This is a genomic window from Streptomyces sp. NPDC006261 (assembly GCF_040613515.1).
Classification (GTDB): domain Bacteria; phylum Actinomycetota; class Actinomycetes; order Streptomycetales; family Streptomycetaceae; genus Streptomyces.
This window is the reverse complement of record NZ_JBEXSI010000027.1, coordinates 34,595-50,541: the sequence shown is the minus strand read 5'-3', so window position 1 is coordinate 50,541 and position 15,947 is coordinate 34,595. Positions and strand designations below refer to the sequence as shown.

Genomic DNA, 15,947 nt, shown 5'->3' with positions numbered 1-15,947 from the left:
TTCCGGGCAGGGCGGGCGGGGGATGGAGTGCGCGAGAGTGCTCAGACGCTTACACCGTGTGCTCGTCGGCCACCGCGAGCGCGATGTCCAGCGCCGCGAGACCCTCCTTGGCCTCGGCCTCGGTGACGTTGCACGCGGGGACGGCGTGGGTGCGGTTCATGTTGATGAACGGCCACAGGCCCTGCTTCTTCGCCGCCGCCCCGAAGGCCGCCATCGGCGCGTTCGCCTCGCCGGACGCGTTGTACGGGACGAGCGGCTCACGGGTCTCCCGGTCACGGACCAGCTCCAGCGCCCAGAACGCGCCGAGGCCGCGCACCTCGCCGACCGAGGGGTGGCGTTCGGCGAGTTCGCGCAGGCCGGGGCCGAGGACACTCTCCCCGATGCGGGCCGCGTTCTCGATGACCTTCTCGTCCTCCATCACACCGATGGTGGCGACGGCGGCCGCGCAGGCCAGCGGGTGGCCCGAGTAGGTGAGGCCGCCGGGGTAGGGGCGGGTCTCGAAGGTCGCGGCGATCTCCGCGCTGATGGCGACGCCGCCGAGCGGTACGTAGCCGGAGTTGACGCCCTTCGCAAAGGTCAGCAGGTCCGGCACCACGTCGAAGTGGTCGGCGGCGAACCAGGCGCCGGTGCGGCCGAAGCCGGCCATGACCTCGTCGAACACGAAGACGATCCCGTACCGGTCGCAGATCTCGCGGACGCCCGCCAGATAGCCCGGCGGCGGGGTCATGATGCCGGCCGTGCCCGGGATCGTCTCCAGGATGATCGCGGCGATGGTGGACGGTCCCTCGAAGGCGAGGGTGTCCTCCAAATGCTGGAGCGCGCGGGCGCACTCCTCGGCCTCCGTCTCGGCGTAGAACGGCGAGCGGTAGAGGAACGGCGCCCAGAAGCGGACCACGCCGGCCGAGCCGTTGTCGGAGGGCCAACGGCGCGGGTCGCCGGTGAGGTTGATCGCGGTGGAGGTGGCGCCGTGGTACGAGCGGTAGGCGGAGAGCACCTTCGTACGGCCGGTGTGCAGCCGGGCCATGCGGATGGCGTTCTCGACGGCTTCGGCCCCGCCGTTGGTGAAGAAGATCTTGTCCAGGTCGCCCGGGGTGCGCTCGGCGATGAGGCGTGCGGCCTCGGAGCGCGCCTCGACGGCGAACGCGGGCGCGAACGTGGCGAGTCTGCCCGCCTGCTCCTGGATCGCCGCGATCACGGTGGGGTGCTGGTAGCCGATGTTCGTGTAGACGAGTCCGCTGGTGAAGTCGAGGTAGCGGTTGCCGTCGTAGTCCCAGAAGTAGGACCCCTCGGCGCCGGCGACGGCGAGCGGGTCGATGAGGCCCTGGGCGGACCAGGAGTGGAACACGTGCGCGCGGTCCGCGGCCTTCACGGCCGCACCGGCCGCGGGGTCGGCGTACGGGGCATGAGGGGCATGAGGGGTCATGCCGGGAGCGTAGGCGCTGGTGGGGGGCGCCCTCCATGGCCATGTTGTACGGCGTGGGGCGCGGGGGTCGGCAGGGTGTCGGGTCCGGGCGCCGCCGTACTATTGACAGCATGCTGCCGTCATGACAGCCTTCTGTCATCTACTTCAGGAGGCCGTCGTGACCAGCAGCAGCAGAGCGGTTGTCCATCTCGCCGTGTATGACACCCTCGCCGACTGGGAGACCGGGTACACGACCGCCTTCCTCGCGCAGAACGGCTACACCGTGCGGACCGTGGGGCCGGAGCGGGAGTCCGTCACCACCATGGGCGGGCTGCGCGTCCAGCCCGATCTCGCGCTGGCCGAGCTGCGGCCCGAGGACAGTGCGCTGCTCGTCCTCCCCGGGGCGGGGCTCTGGGACGCGGGCGACGATCTGGCCCCGTTCGCCCGTACCGCGCGGGCCTTCCTCGACGCGGAGGTGCCGGTCGCGGCGATCTGCGGGGCGACGGCCGGGCTGGCCCGCGAGGGGCTCCTGGACGACCGGGCGCACACGAGCGCGGTCTCCTTCTACCTGGCGGCGACGGGGTACGGGGGTGGCGCGCGGTACGTGGACACCGACGCGGTGACGGACCGCGGGCTGATCACGGCCGGGCCCACGGAGCCGGTGGCGCTGGCGCGCGAGGTGTTCGGGCTGCTGGGGGTGTACGGGGAGGAGAAGCTGGGGGCCTGGTACCGGCTCTTCCACGACTCGGACGCGAGCGCGTACGAGGTGCTGGAGGGTGCGTGAGCGCGCGGAGGATGGTGGGGGAGCCCCGTCCCAGCAGGAGCTGTTGAGCCGGGCCGCGCTGACGGTGTTCCGGCTGAACGGACAGTTCCTCGGCGTGGCGGATGAGTTGGCCAAGCCGGGTGGGCTGACAGCGGCGTGGTGGCAGGTGCTGGGGGCGGTGCTGCCGGAGCCGCTGCCGGTGGCGGGGATCGCGCGGACGATGGGGATCACCCGCCAGAGCGTGCAGCGGATCGCTGACCTGCTGGTGGGGCGCGGGCTCGCGGAGTACGTCGAGAACCCGGCCCACCGCCGCGCGAAGCTGCTCCGCCCGACGGCTGCGGGCCGGGAGGCGGTGTCGCGGATCACCCCGTCGCACGCGGAGTTCGCCGCGCGCCTGGCGGCGGAGCTGGGAACGGAGGGGTTCGCGGAGGCGGTAGGGGTGCTGGAGCGGCTGGCGGGGGCCGTGGAGGCGGCGACGTCCCCTTCCCCGACCGGGCTGAGGGGGGCGGGCGGAACCGGCGGCGCGGCAGGGGTGTCGTAGACGGCGGGGACCGCGGCGGCGGCGCCCCCGACCCGCCGGGGCTATTCTCGTGCGGGCCGCAGGGGAGGAAGCGCACATGGACGAGCTCGGGCCCGACGACCCGCACCGCATAGGTGCGTACCGCCTCCTCGCCCGCCTGGGAGAGGGCGGCATGGGCCAGGTATTCCTCGCGCGCTCCGACCGAGGCCGCACCGTCGCCCTCAAGCTCGTCCGCCGCGAACTCGCGGAGCAGCCCGAGTTCCGCGCCCGCTTCCGCCAGGAAGTCCGCGCCGCGCACCAGGTCGGCGGCGCCTGGACCGCCCCGGTCCTGGACTCCGACACCGAGGCCCCCGTCCCCTGGGTCGCCACCGGCTACGTCGCCGGCCCCTCCCTCCACCACATCGTCTCCGGCCGCCCCGGCGCCCCGCTCGCGGACTCGGGGGCGTACGGCCCTTTGCCCCTGCGCTCCGTCCAGCTCCTCGGCTCCGGGCTCGCCCACGCCCTCCAGCACATCCACCGCGCCGGGCTCATCCACCGCGACCTGAAGCCCTCCAACGTGCTGCTCACCATCGACGGCCCCCGGGTCATCGACTTCGGCATCGCCCGCGCCCTGGAGTCCCTGGCCGACGGCGACCTGACCCGCACGGGAGCGATGATCGGCTCGCCGGGGTTCATGGCCCCGGAGCAGGTGCGCGGCGAGCGTGTGACCACCGCCTGCGATGTGTTCTGCCTCGGCTCCGTCCTCGCGTACGCCGCGACCGGCCGCCTCCCCTTCGGCGCGGCCGAGAGCGGCGGGGTGCACGCCCTGATGTTCCGGATCGCCCAGGAGGACCCGGACCTGACCGGCGTCCCGGCGGAGCTGGCCGGGGTCGTCCGGGACTGCCTGGCCAAGGACCCGGCCGCCCGGCCCCCCACCGAGGAGATCCTGGCGCGGCTGGGCGAGGCGCAGGCCGACGAGCCCTGGCTCCCCGCCACCCTCATCGCCCAACTGGGTCGCCACGCCGTGGGATTGCTCGACGCGGAGGACCCGGAGGCACCGGCGGACCCGCAGCGCCCGGCGGACCCGCCCACGCCCCCCGCCGCCGTCCACGCCCTGCCCACCCAGGCCGCGACGATTCACCCGCCGGCCCCGACACCGCCCCCGTACGCCCAACAGCACCAGCACCAGCCCCCGTACAGCCAGCCCCACCACCAGGGCTACAACCCCAACCCCGCCCCCGCGTACAACACACCCCTGCCACCCACCTACTTCACGCCCGTCCCGGCCCCCGCCCCCGCGCGCCGTTCCGCCGGGGCGACGGTCGCTCTCGTGGCCGTCGCGATAGTCGTGGCGATAGGCGCGGGCGGATCCGTGTACGCGTACATGAACAACAAGGGCGGTGATACGCCCACCCCCGGCCCGTCCTCCTCCGCCTCCGGCAACGCGGCGGGCACCGACGAGGGCGGCGTCCCGGACGACTACCTCGGCACCTGGTCCGCCTCCATCCCCGGCGACCGGGGCGCGTCCACCCGGAGGCTGACCATCCGCCAGGGCGACGTCGGCGACCAGGTCCTCTCCCTCACCGCCGAAGGCCCCCTGGCGCTGGGCGCCACGTACCACTGCGAGTTCACCGCTCCCCTGGCTGCTCGCCCCGACGACGGCGAAGCGGTCCTCATCGGCCCCTCCACCGTCTCCGTGGGCCGCCCGGCCGCCTCCTGCTCCCCCGGCAAGGCCACCCAGCTGACCCTGCTTCCGGACGGCACCCTGCGCCGGGAGACGACCGGGTCGGGCGAGAGCCTGATCTACACCAGGTCGCACTGAGCCGAAGACGCTTCGGCCGAGGAGACCGACGAACGCGAGGCCGCCGCGTCCGTACGTCACACCGCCGACCGCAACGCCTCCGCGACCAGCGCCGCAGCCGCCCGGTCAGGCGCAGTCCATCGTCCACGACTACGCGCCCGCCCCTCACGGCCACGCCCGGGAACCGCTCCTGGCCTGGCTCCAGGAGAACGGGGCCGCCGAGCTCACCCTGGCCGACGTCGCGTCCCGCGCCGGGATGGGCACGCGGACCCTGATGCGCCGCTTCCGCGAACGGACGGGCACCACCCCGCTCCAGCGGCTGCACCGTGCCCGCATCCGCCAGGCCCAGCACCTGCTGGAGACCACGGACCACTCCGTCGAACGGATTGGCACCGAGGTCGGGTTCGGCGGCTTCCCCACCGCCTTCCGCGACCGCTTCCGCAGAACGACCGGCGTCAGCCCCCGGGCCTACCGCCGCTCCTTCGCCTGACCTCCGCACCCTCCCGGATCGGAGGCGGTCATGGTCGCCCTCACCGTGGCGGACGTCGGTGCGTCGGCGACCGGCTGGATGCAGACGCCTGCCAGCTTCATGCCCACCCGCCACGCGGGACGCCCGCCCGCGCCCTTCGAACGCCTACGGGGCGCAGGCGTCGGACTACCGGCGCAGTTCCCCAGGTCTGTCCAGAAGTCGGCCCACCCGGACGTGCTCTTCGCGCTGCGCGTCACACCACGTCTTCACCGGCGAAGACGCCCACCGGCCCCCGCTGGCCATCGCTCGCCCATGCCTCTTAGCGCCCGCCGCACGCATCAGGCGGGTGATCGCCGGATCACCGTACCCAGGGCGGTCACCGATCGCCTCCGAGGAGGTCGTTGAGTTCGTCGGCGCAGTCCGTGCGGTCGCGGGAGAACACCAGGATTGCGCCTTCTCCCTTGCTGTTGCTCTTGGCTACGTGCATCCGGCCTTCGATCTCCGCGATGTACTCGCGGCACTCGGCCTTGATGCGTCTCTCGGGCCGCGCTTCCGGTGCCGACACGGACTGAAGCCCGGCGGTCGCGGTAAGGCCGGACACGCAGAGTGCCGCTCACGTGATCAACCATGCGCGGCGGTCCATCCGGCGTGGATTCGGCATTCAGGCAGCCTACGAGCCCGACGGCAGCCACGCCTGGGGAGCTGCTGAACCCTCCAACCACCGCCGCCGAAACTCACTTGCGGGAGCGCTCCCGCACCCCAAGGATCGGCGCCATGACTCGACCCGCCGGATCACTCCGCCCGTACCGCCCCGAGGACCGCGACGCCCTCTTCGACATCTGCGTACGCACCGGGCACGAAGGCGGTGACTCCCGCCGCCTCTACGAGGACCCGGACCTCCTGCCGAACATCTTCGCGGCGCCCTACGTCGTCCTCGAACCCGACCTCGCCTTCGTCGTGGAGGACGGCGGCCGAGCCGTCGGCTACATCCTCGGTACGGCGGACACCGCGTCCTTCGTCGCCCGCTACCGCACCGAGTGGCTCCCAGGCCTGGCGGACCGCTACCCCGCCCCCGTACAGCCGCAGTCCCCGTCCACCCCCGCCGAGATGATGACCGGGCTCCTGCACGACCCTGAGCGCATGGTGCTGCCGGAACTGGCCGCCTATCCGGCCCACCTCCACATCGACCTGCTGCCCAGCCACCAGCGGTACGGGTACGGGCGGGCGCTCATGGATACCTTCCTCGACGCGCTCCACGCCCGGGGCGTCCCGGCGGTCCACCTCTCCATGCTCACCGCCAACACCCCCGCCCGCGCCTTCTACGACCGCGTCGGCTTCCACGAGATCGCCGTCCCCGATCCAGGGCCCGTCACCTATCTCGGCCGGAGTACAGCAGCGACTCCGCCGCGTTGATCAGGATCAGCGTGTGGACGAACCGCGCCGGACCCGTCGGCGGGTACCGCCACGCCAGCGGCCACGTCCGGCCCTCCAGCGCCGGGACGGGTACATAGCTCACGCGGTTCCTCGTCGAGTTCAGGATCGTCACCTCGCGCGGCCAGCAGCGGTGCGCGGTCGAGCCCGGCGGCACGAGGAAGTACACCCCGCGCCGCCCGTTCGCCTCCGTCACCACCGGGCCCGGTTCGCCCCCGACCAACTCCTCCATGAGGTCGGCCAGCCGCCGCCCGGCGTCACCGTCGACGCGGACGGCGTCGAATTGGACGCCCGCCTTACGGAGTTGGAATCCGGCGCCCGGGATCCACCCGATGTTCCGCTCACCATTCAGTGCATTCACAGGACGATTGTGACCGCGATCACCTAGCGTTCTCTACGACTGGCGGGGGGCGTCGCACACCCGTTGACCTGCACGAACTTCGCTGTCGGGCGGTTGATTTCAGCCACATCGCGTAGTGACCGGTTGAGTTCGGTTGAGTCGAAAAGAGATCACGTCATGGCAAGTGCGGAGAACAAGGAGACGGCGAGTCCGGCGGCGAAGCTCGTGACCAAAGTGACGCGCATGCTGCGCGTCCAGCGGGAGTGGTCGCAGGACCGGCTGGGGGACGAGCTCGGCTACTCGGCCGCTGCGGTCAGCGCGATGGAGACGTGCGCCCAGCCCGCCAGTGACGCCATGCTGGTGGCGTTGAAGCGGGTCCTGAGCGAGGGCAGCGAGGTCTTCGAGACGGCCCGGCTGTACATGCGGATGGAGCGGCTTCCCGAGCAGTTCCAGAACTACGCGCTGCTGGAGCAGGCCGCGATCAGCCTCCAGCTGTTCGCCGCGAACGTCATCCACGGGCTCTTCCAGACGGAGGCCTACGCGCGAGCGCTCATCGGTGGCGGATATCCGCCGCTCTCCGACGAGCGCGTGGAAGAGCTTGTTCAGCTGCGGATGGAGCGCAAGGCCCTCTTCGACCGGGACCCGCTCCCGATGATCGAGATCATCATCGACGAGTCCGTCCTGCGCCGGGTCATCGGCAGCGATGAGATCATGCGGGAACAGCTGCTGTATCTCGCAGAATGCGCCCAGCGGCGCAATGTCACGCTGCTGGTGCTGCCTCTGGACGCCGGGATGTATGGGGAGTACGACGGTGGTCGTGGCTCGATGAGCCTGCTGGAGACGCCGACGCATGAGCACCTCGTCTATCTGGAGCCGCAGGACGAGAGTCTGCTGATCAGTGAGCCGGCGAAGGTGAGCGTCTACGCGCAGCGCTATGCGAAGATCCGGTCACAGGCCCTGGGTCCCCGTGAATCGCTGGACCTCATCATGCGGTTGGCAGGAGTGAAGGAATGAGCAGCACCCTCCGGTGGTTCACGTCGAGCTACAGCAGCGAAAGTGGCGGCGAGTGCATCGAGGTCGCCTTCGACTGGCGTCCGTCCTCCTACAGCAGCGAGAGCGGCGGCAACTGCGTCGAGGTCGCAGCCTGCCCCCACGCCGTCCACGTCCGTGACTCCAAGGTGACCGACGGGCCCGCCTTCGCCGTCGCCCCCGATGCCTGGTCCACGTTCGTCACCTGGGCGGACTGACCCACCCGCGCACGGGACCGACCCCGCTCGGCGGTCCCGTCACCGGGCATGGCTCAATACCTCCACAGAACGTTCAACTCAGGGGTGCGGGGCACCACATCATGACGAACGGCTACTTCGACCGCCGGATGACCGGCGGAGACGGCCTCACCTCCGCGGTCGGGGACGTGAACGGCGACGGTTACGGGGACCTGGTCGTCGGCGACCCCGACGACCCGAACGCGGCAGGGCGCTACGGCCATCTCGGCGGGGCCGTGCACGTGTGGTTCGGGTCGGCGAAGGGGCTCGCTTACGACAAGGCGCCGATGACCCTCCACCAGGACACGGCGGGCGTGCCGGGCTCCGGTGAGCGCGATGACGCCTTCGGGACCTCCGTCGCGGTCGCGGACCTGGACCGGGACGGGAAGGCCGAGATCATCGTCGGTGCTCCGGGCGAGGCCATCGGTACGAAGTCGCGTGCCGGCGTCGTCGTGGTCGTGCCCGGGCGGGCGACGGGGGCGCTGGGGGCGGGCTCGTACTCCTTCTCCCAGGACACGGCGGGTGTGCCGGGCGCGGTCGAAGCCCGCGTACGCGTCAGCGGTCTCCCTCGGGCCCGGTGGGCTGGGGCTGCCGAACATCAGCGGGCTGCTGCTGGGCGGCGATCTCCAGACGTGAGCCGGGCCGCTGGTTCGGACATCGGCCCCTCGACCGGGCACCGGCCCGTGACAGCGCCTTCCGGAACAGGGCAGCCGTTCGGGCAGGATGGGGTCCATGCCCATGCGACCTGTACCTGTCCTCGTCTACGACGGCGACTGCGCCTTCTGCACGACGTCGGTGAACTTCCTGACACGGCGTGTGCGGCCGCGATGCACCGTCACGCCGTGGCAGTTCGCCGACCTGGACGCTCTCGGCATCACCCAGGAGCGGGCCGAGCACGAGGTGCTGTGGATCTCGCCGCTCGGCACGGTGTACGGCGGTGCGCAGGCCGTCGCCAAGCTCCTGCTGAGCGCCGGCGGGGGCTGGGCGTGGCTGGGCGGGCTGCTCACCCTGCCCCCGGTGCGGTGGATCGCCCACGCGGTCTACCGGCTCGTCGCCGCCAACCGCACGCGCCTGCCGGGCGGTTCACCGGCCTGCGCGCTGCCGGCTAACCGCAGGCCGGGCGCACGGTCCGCGCCCTAGGTACGGTCGCGTACGGGGGAGGTGGGGCCGCCCTGCTTCGGCACCGCACCACGAGGTGCCTCCGAGGCTTCGGACGGCCCTGAGACCTCCGTTGCCTCCGGCACCTCCGGTGCCCCTGCCGGCACCGGCTGCGGCCCCTCCGTACGTCCCAGCGCACGCCGGGCCAGCCTTCCGGCCGCGATCCAGAAGCGGTCCGGCAGGAACACCGCGTCGGCGATGATCATCGCGCCCGAGAACAGCGGCAGTCCCATGAGCACCGCGATCCCGATGTGCATCCCGAGCAGCATCGTCAGCACCGGGTACTTCAGCCTGCCGAACAGCACGAACGGGAACGCGACCTGGAGCAGCACGGTCAGGTAGCCGGCCACCGCGATGGCGAGCGCCTGGTCGTCCGCCCAGTGGGAGAGCGCGGGCCACGGCTGGAAGAGGTCGAGGTTGAGGACGTAATGCAGCGCGGTTCCGGCTCCCCAGGTGCCGCCCTGGACCTTGTAGAGGCCGGCGGCGCCGTAGAGGAAGCAGACCTGGACGCCGATCACGAGGAGCCCGCAGTTGTGGAGCGTCGTGACCATCGTGGTCCGTGATGCGGCGAGTTGCGGTGGAAGGGCGGGCAGGCGTCGTCGGCGGGCGGGGGTGCGGCGGGCCCTCCTGGCGTCCAGGGACCAGCGGCGGCCGGACGCCGTGAGGACGAGGTAGAGCGCCATCAGCAGGACGAGGTTGTCGCCGCCGTCCGTCATGAAGATCGACCGCGCGTGGAACGAGGCCACGACGACGGCGAAGAGCACGGAGACCGCGCGGGTCCGCCAGCCCAGCAGGAACAGGACGCTGACCACGAGCGCGGCCGCGTAACAGAGTTCGAAGTAGAGGCGGCTGTCGGAGAGGGTCAGCACGCTGACCCAGCCGGTCTGGTCGAAGAGCTGCCGGGCCAGGTCCGGTGTCCACGGGGAGCCGGGGCCCCAGATCGCATCGCGGTGGGGGAACTCGCGCAGCAGGAAGACCAGATAGAGCAGGCCGTATCCGATGCGCAGGACCGATACCGCGTAGAGGGAGAGGGGGCGGTCCGTCAGCAGCGCCCAAGCGCGGCGGGCGGCCCCCGTCACCCGTACGAGCGGGCGGGGCGGGTTGTCGGTCGGCTCAGGCATCGGAGGTCACCTTCCACCAGGGCAGGAGCCGGGTATCGGCGTTCTTCGCGGCGGCGGTGGCCGCGCGGCGGTCGGCGTCAGCGCTGCTGCCCTGAGCGGCCACGGGGACGGTAACCACCCGGAGCTGGATGTTCTCGAACGGCTTGCCGTCCCGTTCGGCCATGCGGTCCGCGGCGATGTTCCGCAGGTACTGCTGCATCATCACGGCCCGGTCCGAACGCGAGAGGTCGTCGCCTCCGTGGAGTTCGGCGTACGACGTCCAGGACCGGCGCAGCATGTTCTGCGCGGTGTGGCTCGGGAGGGGGCTGTGCTTGATCGCGGCGGTGTCCACCGCCGTCAGGTCCACCCAGTCGCTGACGCGGACCGAGCCGTCCGGGGCCGTGTGCGCGGTGCGGGCGGAGATCTGCCGGTTGACGGAGTCCGGGTCGGGCGCGAACAGCCGCCAGTTCTGCTCGAAGAAGGGGTAGATCCAGGCGTCAACCTGGGAGTTGAAGCGCTGCGACACCACGTTCGACGGTGCCACGTGTAAGAACACCAGGCCGACGTGGGCCAGGGCCGTGGTCAGGCAGAGTGCCACGGCGGTGTTGAGAAGTCTTCTGTGTGCATGTTCCGTCGTGACTCCACCCAGCACGTGCCCCAGCCCCGCCCTGATCTCGTCGTTCTTGTGGTCGTACGTCTTGTGGAAGCGTGCGGCGGGGCAGGAGGACATGCCCCGCCGCACGCCGGTCATCGGGCAGCGCGCGTGCCGCGCCGCCGGTCAGCCCTCGTGGTGGCCGGGGCCTTCCGGCTGGTCGCCGTAGCCGCCGTGCTGCTCACCGTGGCCGGGGCCGTGGTCGCCGGGGCCTCCGTCGCCGTAGCCGTAGCCGCCGTTGTCGTGACCGCCGGAGTGACCCCCGGTGCCGCCGCCCTTGCCGCCGCCGGTGTGACCGCCGGAGTGGCCGCCGGTGCCGCCGCCCTTGCCGCCGCCGATGACGCCGCCCTTGCCACCGCCCGTGGTGTTGCCGGCGATGTTCCCCGTGGTGGTGCCGGTGGTGGTGGAGCCGCCCGGAGTGCCTCCGGTGGTGCCGCCGGTCAGGACGCCGCCGAGCACCCCGCCCAGCACGCCGCCGGTGCCGCCGCCCGTCGTACCGCCGGTCAGGACGCCGCCGAGCACCCCGCCCAGCACGCCGCCGGTGGTGCCCGTGGTCGTCCCGGTCGTCGTGCCCGTCGTCGTGCCGGTCGTCGTGCCCGTCGTCGTTCCGGTGGTCGTGCCCGTGGTCGTGCCGGACGTGGTGCCGCCGGAGCAGGTGGAGCGGGTGATGCGGTTGTTGTCCAAGGTGACCGAGCCGTTACGGGCCAGCGCCCGGCCCTCGATGGTCGCGCCGGTGGTCACGCTGATCGAGGTCAGGGCCAGGATGTTGCCGATGAAGGTCGAGTCCGTACCGAGCGTGGCCGAACTGCCGATCTGCCAGAACACGTTGCACGGCTGCGCACCGTTGATGAGGTTCACGCGGCTGGCGGACGCCGTCGTCAGGCCCGAGCCGACCTGGAAGACCCAGACGGCGTTGGGGTCACCCTCGGCGTCGAGGGTGAGCGTGCCGGTGAGGCCCAGCGTCGAGGAGGCCGTGTAGACGCCGGGCACCAGCGTCAGGCCCCCGGCGTCCGGCGGCAGCGCGGCGTCCGTGGCCTGGCCCGCCGCGTTGTTGTACGCCACCACCAGGTCGGACTTGGCCTGGAGCGCGACGGCGTCCGCCGAGTGCTGGACCCCGTTCACGAGCCCCGGCGGGAATCCGCTGATGGCCGTTCCCGGGCTGACGCCGACGTCCCCGGTGATCACGGTGGGTCCGGTGTTGGTGACCGACTACCCTGCCAGCACCGCGAAACTGTCCGCCGTCCCCAGCGGCACGGGTGTGGCGATGGCGAAGGCCGGGGCCGTCGTCACGGCCACCATGGCCGCTGCGACCGTCGCGGTGACAGCGGCGGTGAGCCAGGAGGAGACAAGGCGCCGTACTGCAAGATCAGGAGTTCTGAGCTTCATCAGAAACCGATTTTCTGTGCGAGGCGGCGGCTTCCGAGCCGTTCACGGTTTCCCGGAAGCCCTCGTGTGTTCGCCGCACATTACGCGCAGAACCACCCAAATAGTCGGGCGAAATGGGTCCAACCGCATCTCTTTTTCCTGCCGGAGAATGGAGAACGGTTTTTGCATCGCGCAGAATGCTTTCATCGAATAAAGGTGCCCAGCCGCAGGAAATCGAATAAGGAATTAATGCGCCACGTGTTCCCCTCCCGCGCGGAGCCCCCAGCACGGGGCCCGGGGTGGGGGCGCGCAGCCGTCCAGGGGCGCAAAAACTGCGCTCCATGGTCGGCGGCGTGCCTTGTTCTGCGCTCCGGGCCGCGCCTCTTCGCTTCTCTCATCTCGGGTGACGCGCGGCCCCTTCATACCGTGGGGGTACCAGTAACTGTGCGCACGCGCGGAATTTCGACCGCGACCGCGTTCGCGGTCCTCTTCAGTTCCGTGGTGCTCGTCGGCGGGACGGCGAGCCCGGCAGCCGCCGACTCCAGTGCGTCGCTGCCGATCAAGTCGAGCGGTGACATCGTCGTGGACGGCGTCCACAAGCGGGTCTTCATCAGCGATCCGCGCTCCGGCAAGGTCGTCGCGACGGACTACAACGGCAAGGTCGTCCGCCAGATCGGTTCGAGGCGCCCGTTGAGCTCCTGGGCGCGCAGCGCCAGCCACAGGTCGTAGCGGGCGCTCGGGGGGCGCAGGAGCGAGCGCTGGAGCACGGTCTCCAGCCTTGCGAGGCGCTTACGGGCTCCGGGGACGGAGATGCCCAGCTCGGCCGCCGTCGGGCCGAGGCGGCCCTCGCAGCCCAGCCAGGTGCGCAGGGTCTCCTCGGCCGCACCTCCCCCTGGCTCTGACACGGGGGCAAGTTGGCGGGCGGCCCACTCCTGGACGGCGGGGCGGCGCAGGACCTCATCGAGGTCGTGCGCCGCCCCGCCGTCGCACTGTCCGCTCGCGTGATCGTTCGCGTGGCCCGGGTCCGGGGTGCAGACCGGGGCCGGGGTGGCGCGGATGCGCAGGGCCAGGTCGAGCGCCGACTGGTCGGCCAGCCGGTGGAGGTCGAGGCCGAGCAGCTCGCCGATGAGCTTGAGGCGGGCGGCCAGGGTGTTGCGGTGGACCTTGAGGTGGTCGGTCGCGTGCGACGAGAAGGCCAGCCAGGACGCGGCGGTCGCCGCGAGCTCCTGGCTCCCCGGGTCCTGGGCCCGGCGCGGCACATGGGTCAGGAGCGGAGTGAGCAGGGCCTTCGCCCACCGCCGCCCGGCGGGGCCGACGACGAGCGCCGGTTCCGGGGCGGCGCCGAACCGGACGTGCCGGCCGGGCACTTCGCGGGCGACGGCCAGGGCGTGGAAGGCCTGGCGGTAACCGGTGGCGGTGTCGGCCAGCAACACCTGCTCGCTGACGCCCACCACGCAGCGGTCCACCAGGGCGGCGACGGCCTCGTCGGTGGCGGTCCCGCCGTCCGGGCCGTCCTCCCGCCCGTCCTCCGCCGGCATCACGAGGATGAGGTGGCGGGCGTAGACCGGGCACCGCACGATCCAGGACCGACCGCCGTCCGCCTCGGCGCAGACCCGGGCCACCTCGTCCCGGCTGTCCCCGGGGCACTCCACGACACAGACCCGTACGGGGTCGGGCAGGCGGGGGCGCAGCGCACCGGCCACCTGGTGGGCGATGGAGAGCTGGCCCGTCATCAGCAGGTGCAGCACCGCCTCCCGGCCGCGCGACTCGGCGAGATCCACCCGGCGCCGCTTGCGCTCGACCGCCTCGGCCTCCCGGCACAGGGAGAGCGGCATCAGCACGTCGGCCAGCAGCGTGGCGAGCCCGGCGGCCACAGGCCTGGGCGTGACGACGGCGAGAAGGGAGGCTGCGCCGCGGTCCTCGGCGTGCGGGTCGTGGGGGCCGGGCAGGGGGAAGAGAAGCACGGTGTGCGCGCCGGTGTCGTGGGAGTACGCCAGGGCCCCGCGCTCGGTCAGCGCCCGTACGCCCTCGGCGACCAGCCGGGTCACGTCGGGGGCTTCGGGGACGTCGGCCGGTGCGGTCACGGGCCGGCTCGGGGCGGCCCCGGACGCGCTCAGCACGGTCCCGTCGGAGCGCGCGATTCCGGCCCAGCCGTCGGCGCGCCCGGCCAGCCAGCGCAGCAGGCCGGCCGTTCCGCCGTTGCGGGCCAGCCGCTGCATCCTCAGCAGGTCGTCGGCCCGTTGCCGTGCTCGCACATGATCCCCCGATCATCACCGTGCCCAACTGTGCATCACTGTGCATCACTGTGCGGAGTGTTACCCACGCGGTCACCCCACTGGGCGCATTGAACCTCCCCGTGCCCCTACCCGTCGATCTATGGTCCGAACGTGGTGTTCCGGTACCGGTGGCAGCGGCTCACGGGGGTGGTCGCTGCCACCCGTGCCGGAGCGCTCCGGCCCCGGCCCGATGTCAGTGGTGGCCTCTAACGTCGTCGGTGTCCGGACGACCTGTGAGAAGAGGCCCCACCGTGGAGTTCCGCATCGAGCGCAGTGCCCTGACCGAAGCCGTGGCCTGGGCCGCCCGCGTCCTGCCGGTCCGCTCCCCCGTTCCCGTGCTGGGCGGACTCCTGCTGGACACGGAGGGCGGACGGCTGCGCGTCAGCGGCCTCGACTACGAGGCGTCCGCGCGCATCGACGTGGAGGCCGCCGAGGTGCTGCGCCCCGGGAGGGTGCTCGTCATGGGGCGGCGCCTGCTCGACATCTGCAAGGTGCTGCCGGAGGGGCCGGTGGAGTGCGCGGTGGAGGGCTCGCGGTTCACGGTGTCGGGGGACGGCGCCCGCTTCGGCCTGTCCGTGCTGCCGCTGGACGACTACCCGGCACTGCCGTCGCTCCCCCAGGTGCGCGGCGCGGTGGAGGCGGCGGAGTTCGCGGCGGCCGTCGCCGATGTGGCGGTGGCCGCGGGGCGGGACGACACCCTGCCCGCGCTCACCGGGATCCGGCTGGGGCTCGACGGGGAGACGGGCACGATGACGCTCGCCGCCACCGACCGGTACCGCTTCGCCGTGCGGACGCTGCCATGGAAGGCCGCCGCGGGCGACGAGAGCGCCGATGTCGTCGTCTCCGCCCGCCGGCTGACCGAGATCGCCCGCTCGCTGGGGCGGACCGGGCTGGTGAGCGTCGCGCTGGACGCCGGTTCGGCGGGGTTCGAGCACGCGGGCATGCGGACCACCGTGCGGCTGCTGGACGGGCGGCTCCCGCGCCACGACAAGCTGTTCGCCATGGAGAGCCCTGCTGTCGCGGTGGTGGACCGGGCGCGGCTGGTGGAGGCCGTCAGGCGGGTCTCGGTGGTCGCCGACGGGGACAGCCCGGTGCAGTTGGCGTTCTCGGCCGCCGACAACTCCGTACACCTCCAGGCCGGCTACGAGGACGACGTGGCGTCCCAGCGGCTGCCCGCGACGCTGGAGGGCGCCCGGGAGATGACGGTGGCGTTCAACCCCGGTTATCTGGCGGACGCTCTGGCCTCGTTCGAGGAGCCGTCGCTGCGGCTGCTGCTGATGGGGGCGGGGCAGCGGGCGATGATCACCGGTGAGGCGCGGTCGGACGCCCACCGGCACCTGCTGATGTCGGTGAAGCCGCCGTTGCTGTAGGCCGGTGACGGAACGCCGAAACGGGGGGTCCGCCCGGCAGGAGCCGGACGTACCCC

General features: G+C 72.2%; 16 protein-coding genes and 3 pseudogenes. 11 read left to right on the top strand and 8 right to left on the bottom strand.

Features of this window, described 5'->3' with window-relative positions; genetic code table 11:
* Window positions 1-49: 49 nt before the first annotated feature.
* Window positions 50-1,423 (bottom strand): aspartate aminotransferase family protein, encoded by a 1,374-nt coding sequence (locus ABZ154_RS19360; protein ID WP_356834140.1) that lies wholly within the window; start codon window positions 1,421-1,423, stop codon window positions 50-52.
* A 157-nt stretch (window positions 1,424-1,580) separates the two neighbouring features.
* On the opposite strand from ABZ154_RS19360, the gene ABZ154_RS19355 reads away from it, so the two are divergent.
* The 4 genes and pseudogenes from ABZ154_RS19355 to ABZ154_RS19340 form a co-directional block, all read left to right on the top strand.
* Window positions 1,581-2,186 (top strand): DJ-1/PfpI family protein, encoded by a 606-nt coding sequence (locus tag ABZ154_RS19355; RefSeq protein WP_356834138.1) that lies wholly within the window; start codon window positions 1,581-1,583, stop codon window positions 2,184-2,186.
* On the top strand, window positions 2,179-2,706 hold the full coding sequence (locus ABZ154_RS19350) for a MarR family transcriptional regulator (RefSeq protein WP_356834136.1): 528 nt from the start codon (window positions 2,179-2,181) through the stop codon (window positions 2,704-2,706). Before ABZ154_RS19355 ends, ABZ154_RS19350 begins: the two co-directional genes overlap by 8 nt.
* 76 nt (window positions 2,707-2,782) lie before the next feature.
* Window positions 2,783-4,486, top strand: a complete 1,704-nt coding sequence (locus ABZ154_RS19345) for a serine/threonine-protein kinase (protein ID WP_356834134.1) — start codon at window positions 2,783-2,785, stop codon at window positions 4,484-4,486.
* Between the two features lie 103 nt (window positions 4,487-4,589).
* Window positions 4,590-4,955: pseudogene (locus ABZ154_RS19340) on the top strand (helix-turn-helix domain-containing protein); the annotation flags it as partial.
* Window positions 4,956-5,310: 355 nt separating this feature from the next.
* On the opposite strand, the gene ABZ154_RS19335 reads toward ABZ154_RS19340, so the two are convergent.
* Window positions 5,311-5,499, bottom strand: coding sequence for a hypothetical protein (locus ABZ154_RS19335; RefSeq protein ID WP_356834132.1), 189 nt, complete (start codon window positions 5,497-5,499; stop codon window positions 5,311-5,313).
* A 209-nt stretch (window positions 5,500-5,708) separates the two neighbouring features.
* On the opposite strand from ABZ154_RS19335, the gene ABZ154_RS19330 reads away from it, so the two are divergent.
* On the top strand, window positions 5,709-6,347 hold the full coding sequence (locus ABZ154_RS19330) for a GNAT family N-acetyltransferase (RefSeq protein WP_356834130.1): 639 nt from the start codon (window positions 5,709-5,711) through the stop codon (window positions 6,345-6,347).
* Here ABZ154_RS19330 and ABZ154_RS19325 read toward each other — a convergent pair.
* Window positions 6,304-6,726, bottom strand: coding sequence for a hypothetical protein (locus ABZ154_RS19325; protein WP_356834127.1), 423 nt, complete (start codon window positions 6,724-6,726; stop codon window positions 6,304-6,306). The two genes, ABZ154_RS19330 and ABZ154_RS19325, sit on opposite strands and share 44 nt — an antisense overlap.
* Window positions 6,727-6,882: 156 nt before the next feature.
* Between ABZ154_RS19325 and ABZ154_RS19320 the strand changes: the two genes are divergently transcribed.
* The 4 genes and pseudogenes from ABZ154_RS19320 (at window position 6,883) to ABZ154_RS19305 (ending at window position 9,110) form a co-directional block, all read left to right on the top strand.
* Window positions 6,883-7,719: a DUF5753 domain-containing protein gene (locus ABZ154_RS19320; RefSeq protein WP_356834125.1), complete on the top strand. Its 837-nt coding sequence runs from the start codon at window positions 6,883-6,885 to the stop codon at window positions 7,717-7,719.
* Entirely contained in the window at window positions 7,716-7,952 is a 237-nt protein-coding gene (locus ABZ154_RS19315; protein WP_356834123.1) for a DUF397 domain-containing protein, read from the top strand. The genes ABZ154_RS19320 and ABZ154_RS19315 overlap by 4 nt, the downstream gene beginning before the upstream one ends.
* Window positions 7,953-8,077: 125 nt before the next feature.
* Window positions 8,078-8,606, top strand: a pseudogene (locus ABZ154_RS19310) (VCBS repeat-containing protein); the annotation flags it as partial.
* Between the two features lie 102 nt (window positions 8,607-8,708).
* Window positions 8,709-9,110, top strand: coding sequence for a DUF393 domain-containing protein (locus tag ABZ154_RS19305; RefSeq protein WP_356834121.1), 402 nt, complete (start codon window positions 8,709-8,711; stop codon window positions 9,108-9,110).
* Here the strand turns inward: ABZ154_RS19305 and ABZ154_RS19300 are convergent.
* From ABZ154_RS19300 to ABZ154_RS19285, 4 genes are read right to left on the bottom strand one after another with little or no spacing between them, the layout of a single operon-like run.
* The gene (locus tag ABZ154_RS19300) at window positions 9,107-10,249 is read right to left on the bottom strand and encodes an HTTM domain-containing protein (protein ID WP_356834119.1); all 1,143 of its coding nucleotides are present in this window, start codon (window positions 10,247-10,249) and stop codon (window positions 9,107-9,109) included. The genes ABZ154_RS19305 and ABZ154_RS19300 overlap by 4 nt on opposite strands.
* The gene (locus ABZ154_RS19295; RefSeq protein ID WP_356834117.1) at window positions 10,242-10,979 is read right to left on the bottom strand and encodes a DUF5819 family protein; all 738 of its coding nucleotides are present in this window, start codon (window positions 10,977-10,979) and stop codon (window positions 10,242-10,244) included. The genes ABZ154_RS19300 and ABZ154_RS19295 overlap by 8 nt, the downstream gene beginning before the upstream one ends.
* A gap of 27 nt (window positions 10,980-11,006) precedes the next feature.
* The gene (locus tag ABZ154_RS19290) at window positions 11,007-12,065 is read right to left on the bottom strand and encodes an ice-binding family protein (protein ID WP_356834115.1); all 1,059 of its coding nucleotides are present in this window, start codon (window positions 12,063-12,065) and stop codon (window positions 11,007-11,009) included.
* A 24-nt stretch (window positions 12,066-12,089) separates the two neighbouring features.
* Window positions 12,090-12,266 carry a hypothetical protein gene (locus ABZ154_RS19285; protein WP_356834113.1) on the bottom strand — a complete coding sequence of 59 codons (177 nt, stop codon included), beginning with the start codon at window positions 12,264-12,266 and terminating at the stop codon, window positions 12,090-12,092.
* Window positions 12,267-12,689: 423 nt separating this feature from the next.
* Between ABZ154_RS19285 and ABZ154_RS19280 the strand changes: the two are divergent.
* Window positions 12,690-12,923 (top strand): annotated as a pseudogene (locus ABZ154_RS19280) (Ig-like domain repeat protein); the annotation flags it as partial.
* On the opposite strand, the gene ABZ154_RS19275 reads toward ABZ154_RS19280, so the two are convergent.
* Window positions 12,893-14,464, bottom strand: coding sequence for a helix-turn-helix domain-containing protein (locus tag ABZ154_RS19275; protein ID WP_356834224.1), 1,572 nt, complete (start codon window positions 14,462-14,464; stop codon window positions 12,893-12,895). The pseudogene ABZ154_RS19280 and the gene ABZ154_RS19275 overlap by 31 nt on opposite strands.
* Before the next feature lie 308 nt (window positions 14,465-14,772).
* Between ABZ154_RS19275 and dnaN the strand changes: the two genes are divergently transcribed.
* The gene (dnaN, locus tag ABZ154_RS19270; protein ID WP_356834111.1) at window positions 14,773-15,891 is read left to right on the top strand and encodes a DNA polymerase III subunit beta; all 1,119 of its coding nucleotides are present in this window, start codon (window positions 14,773-14,775) and stop codon (window positions 15,889-15,891) included.
* The last annotated feature ends 56 nt before the right edge of the window (window positions 15,892-15,947 follow it).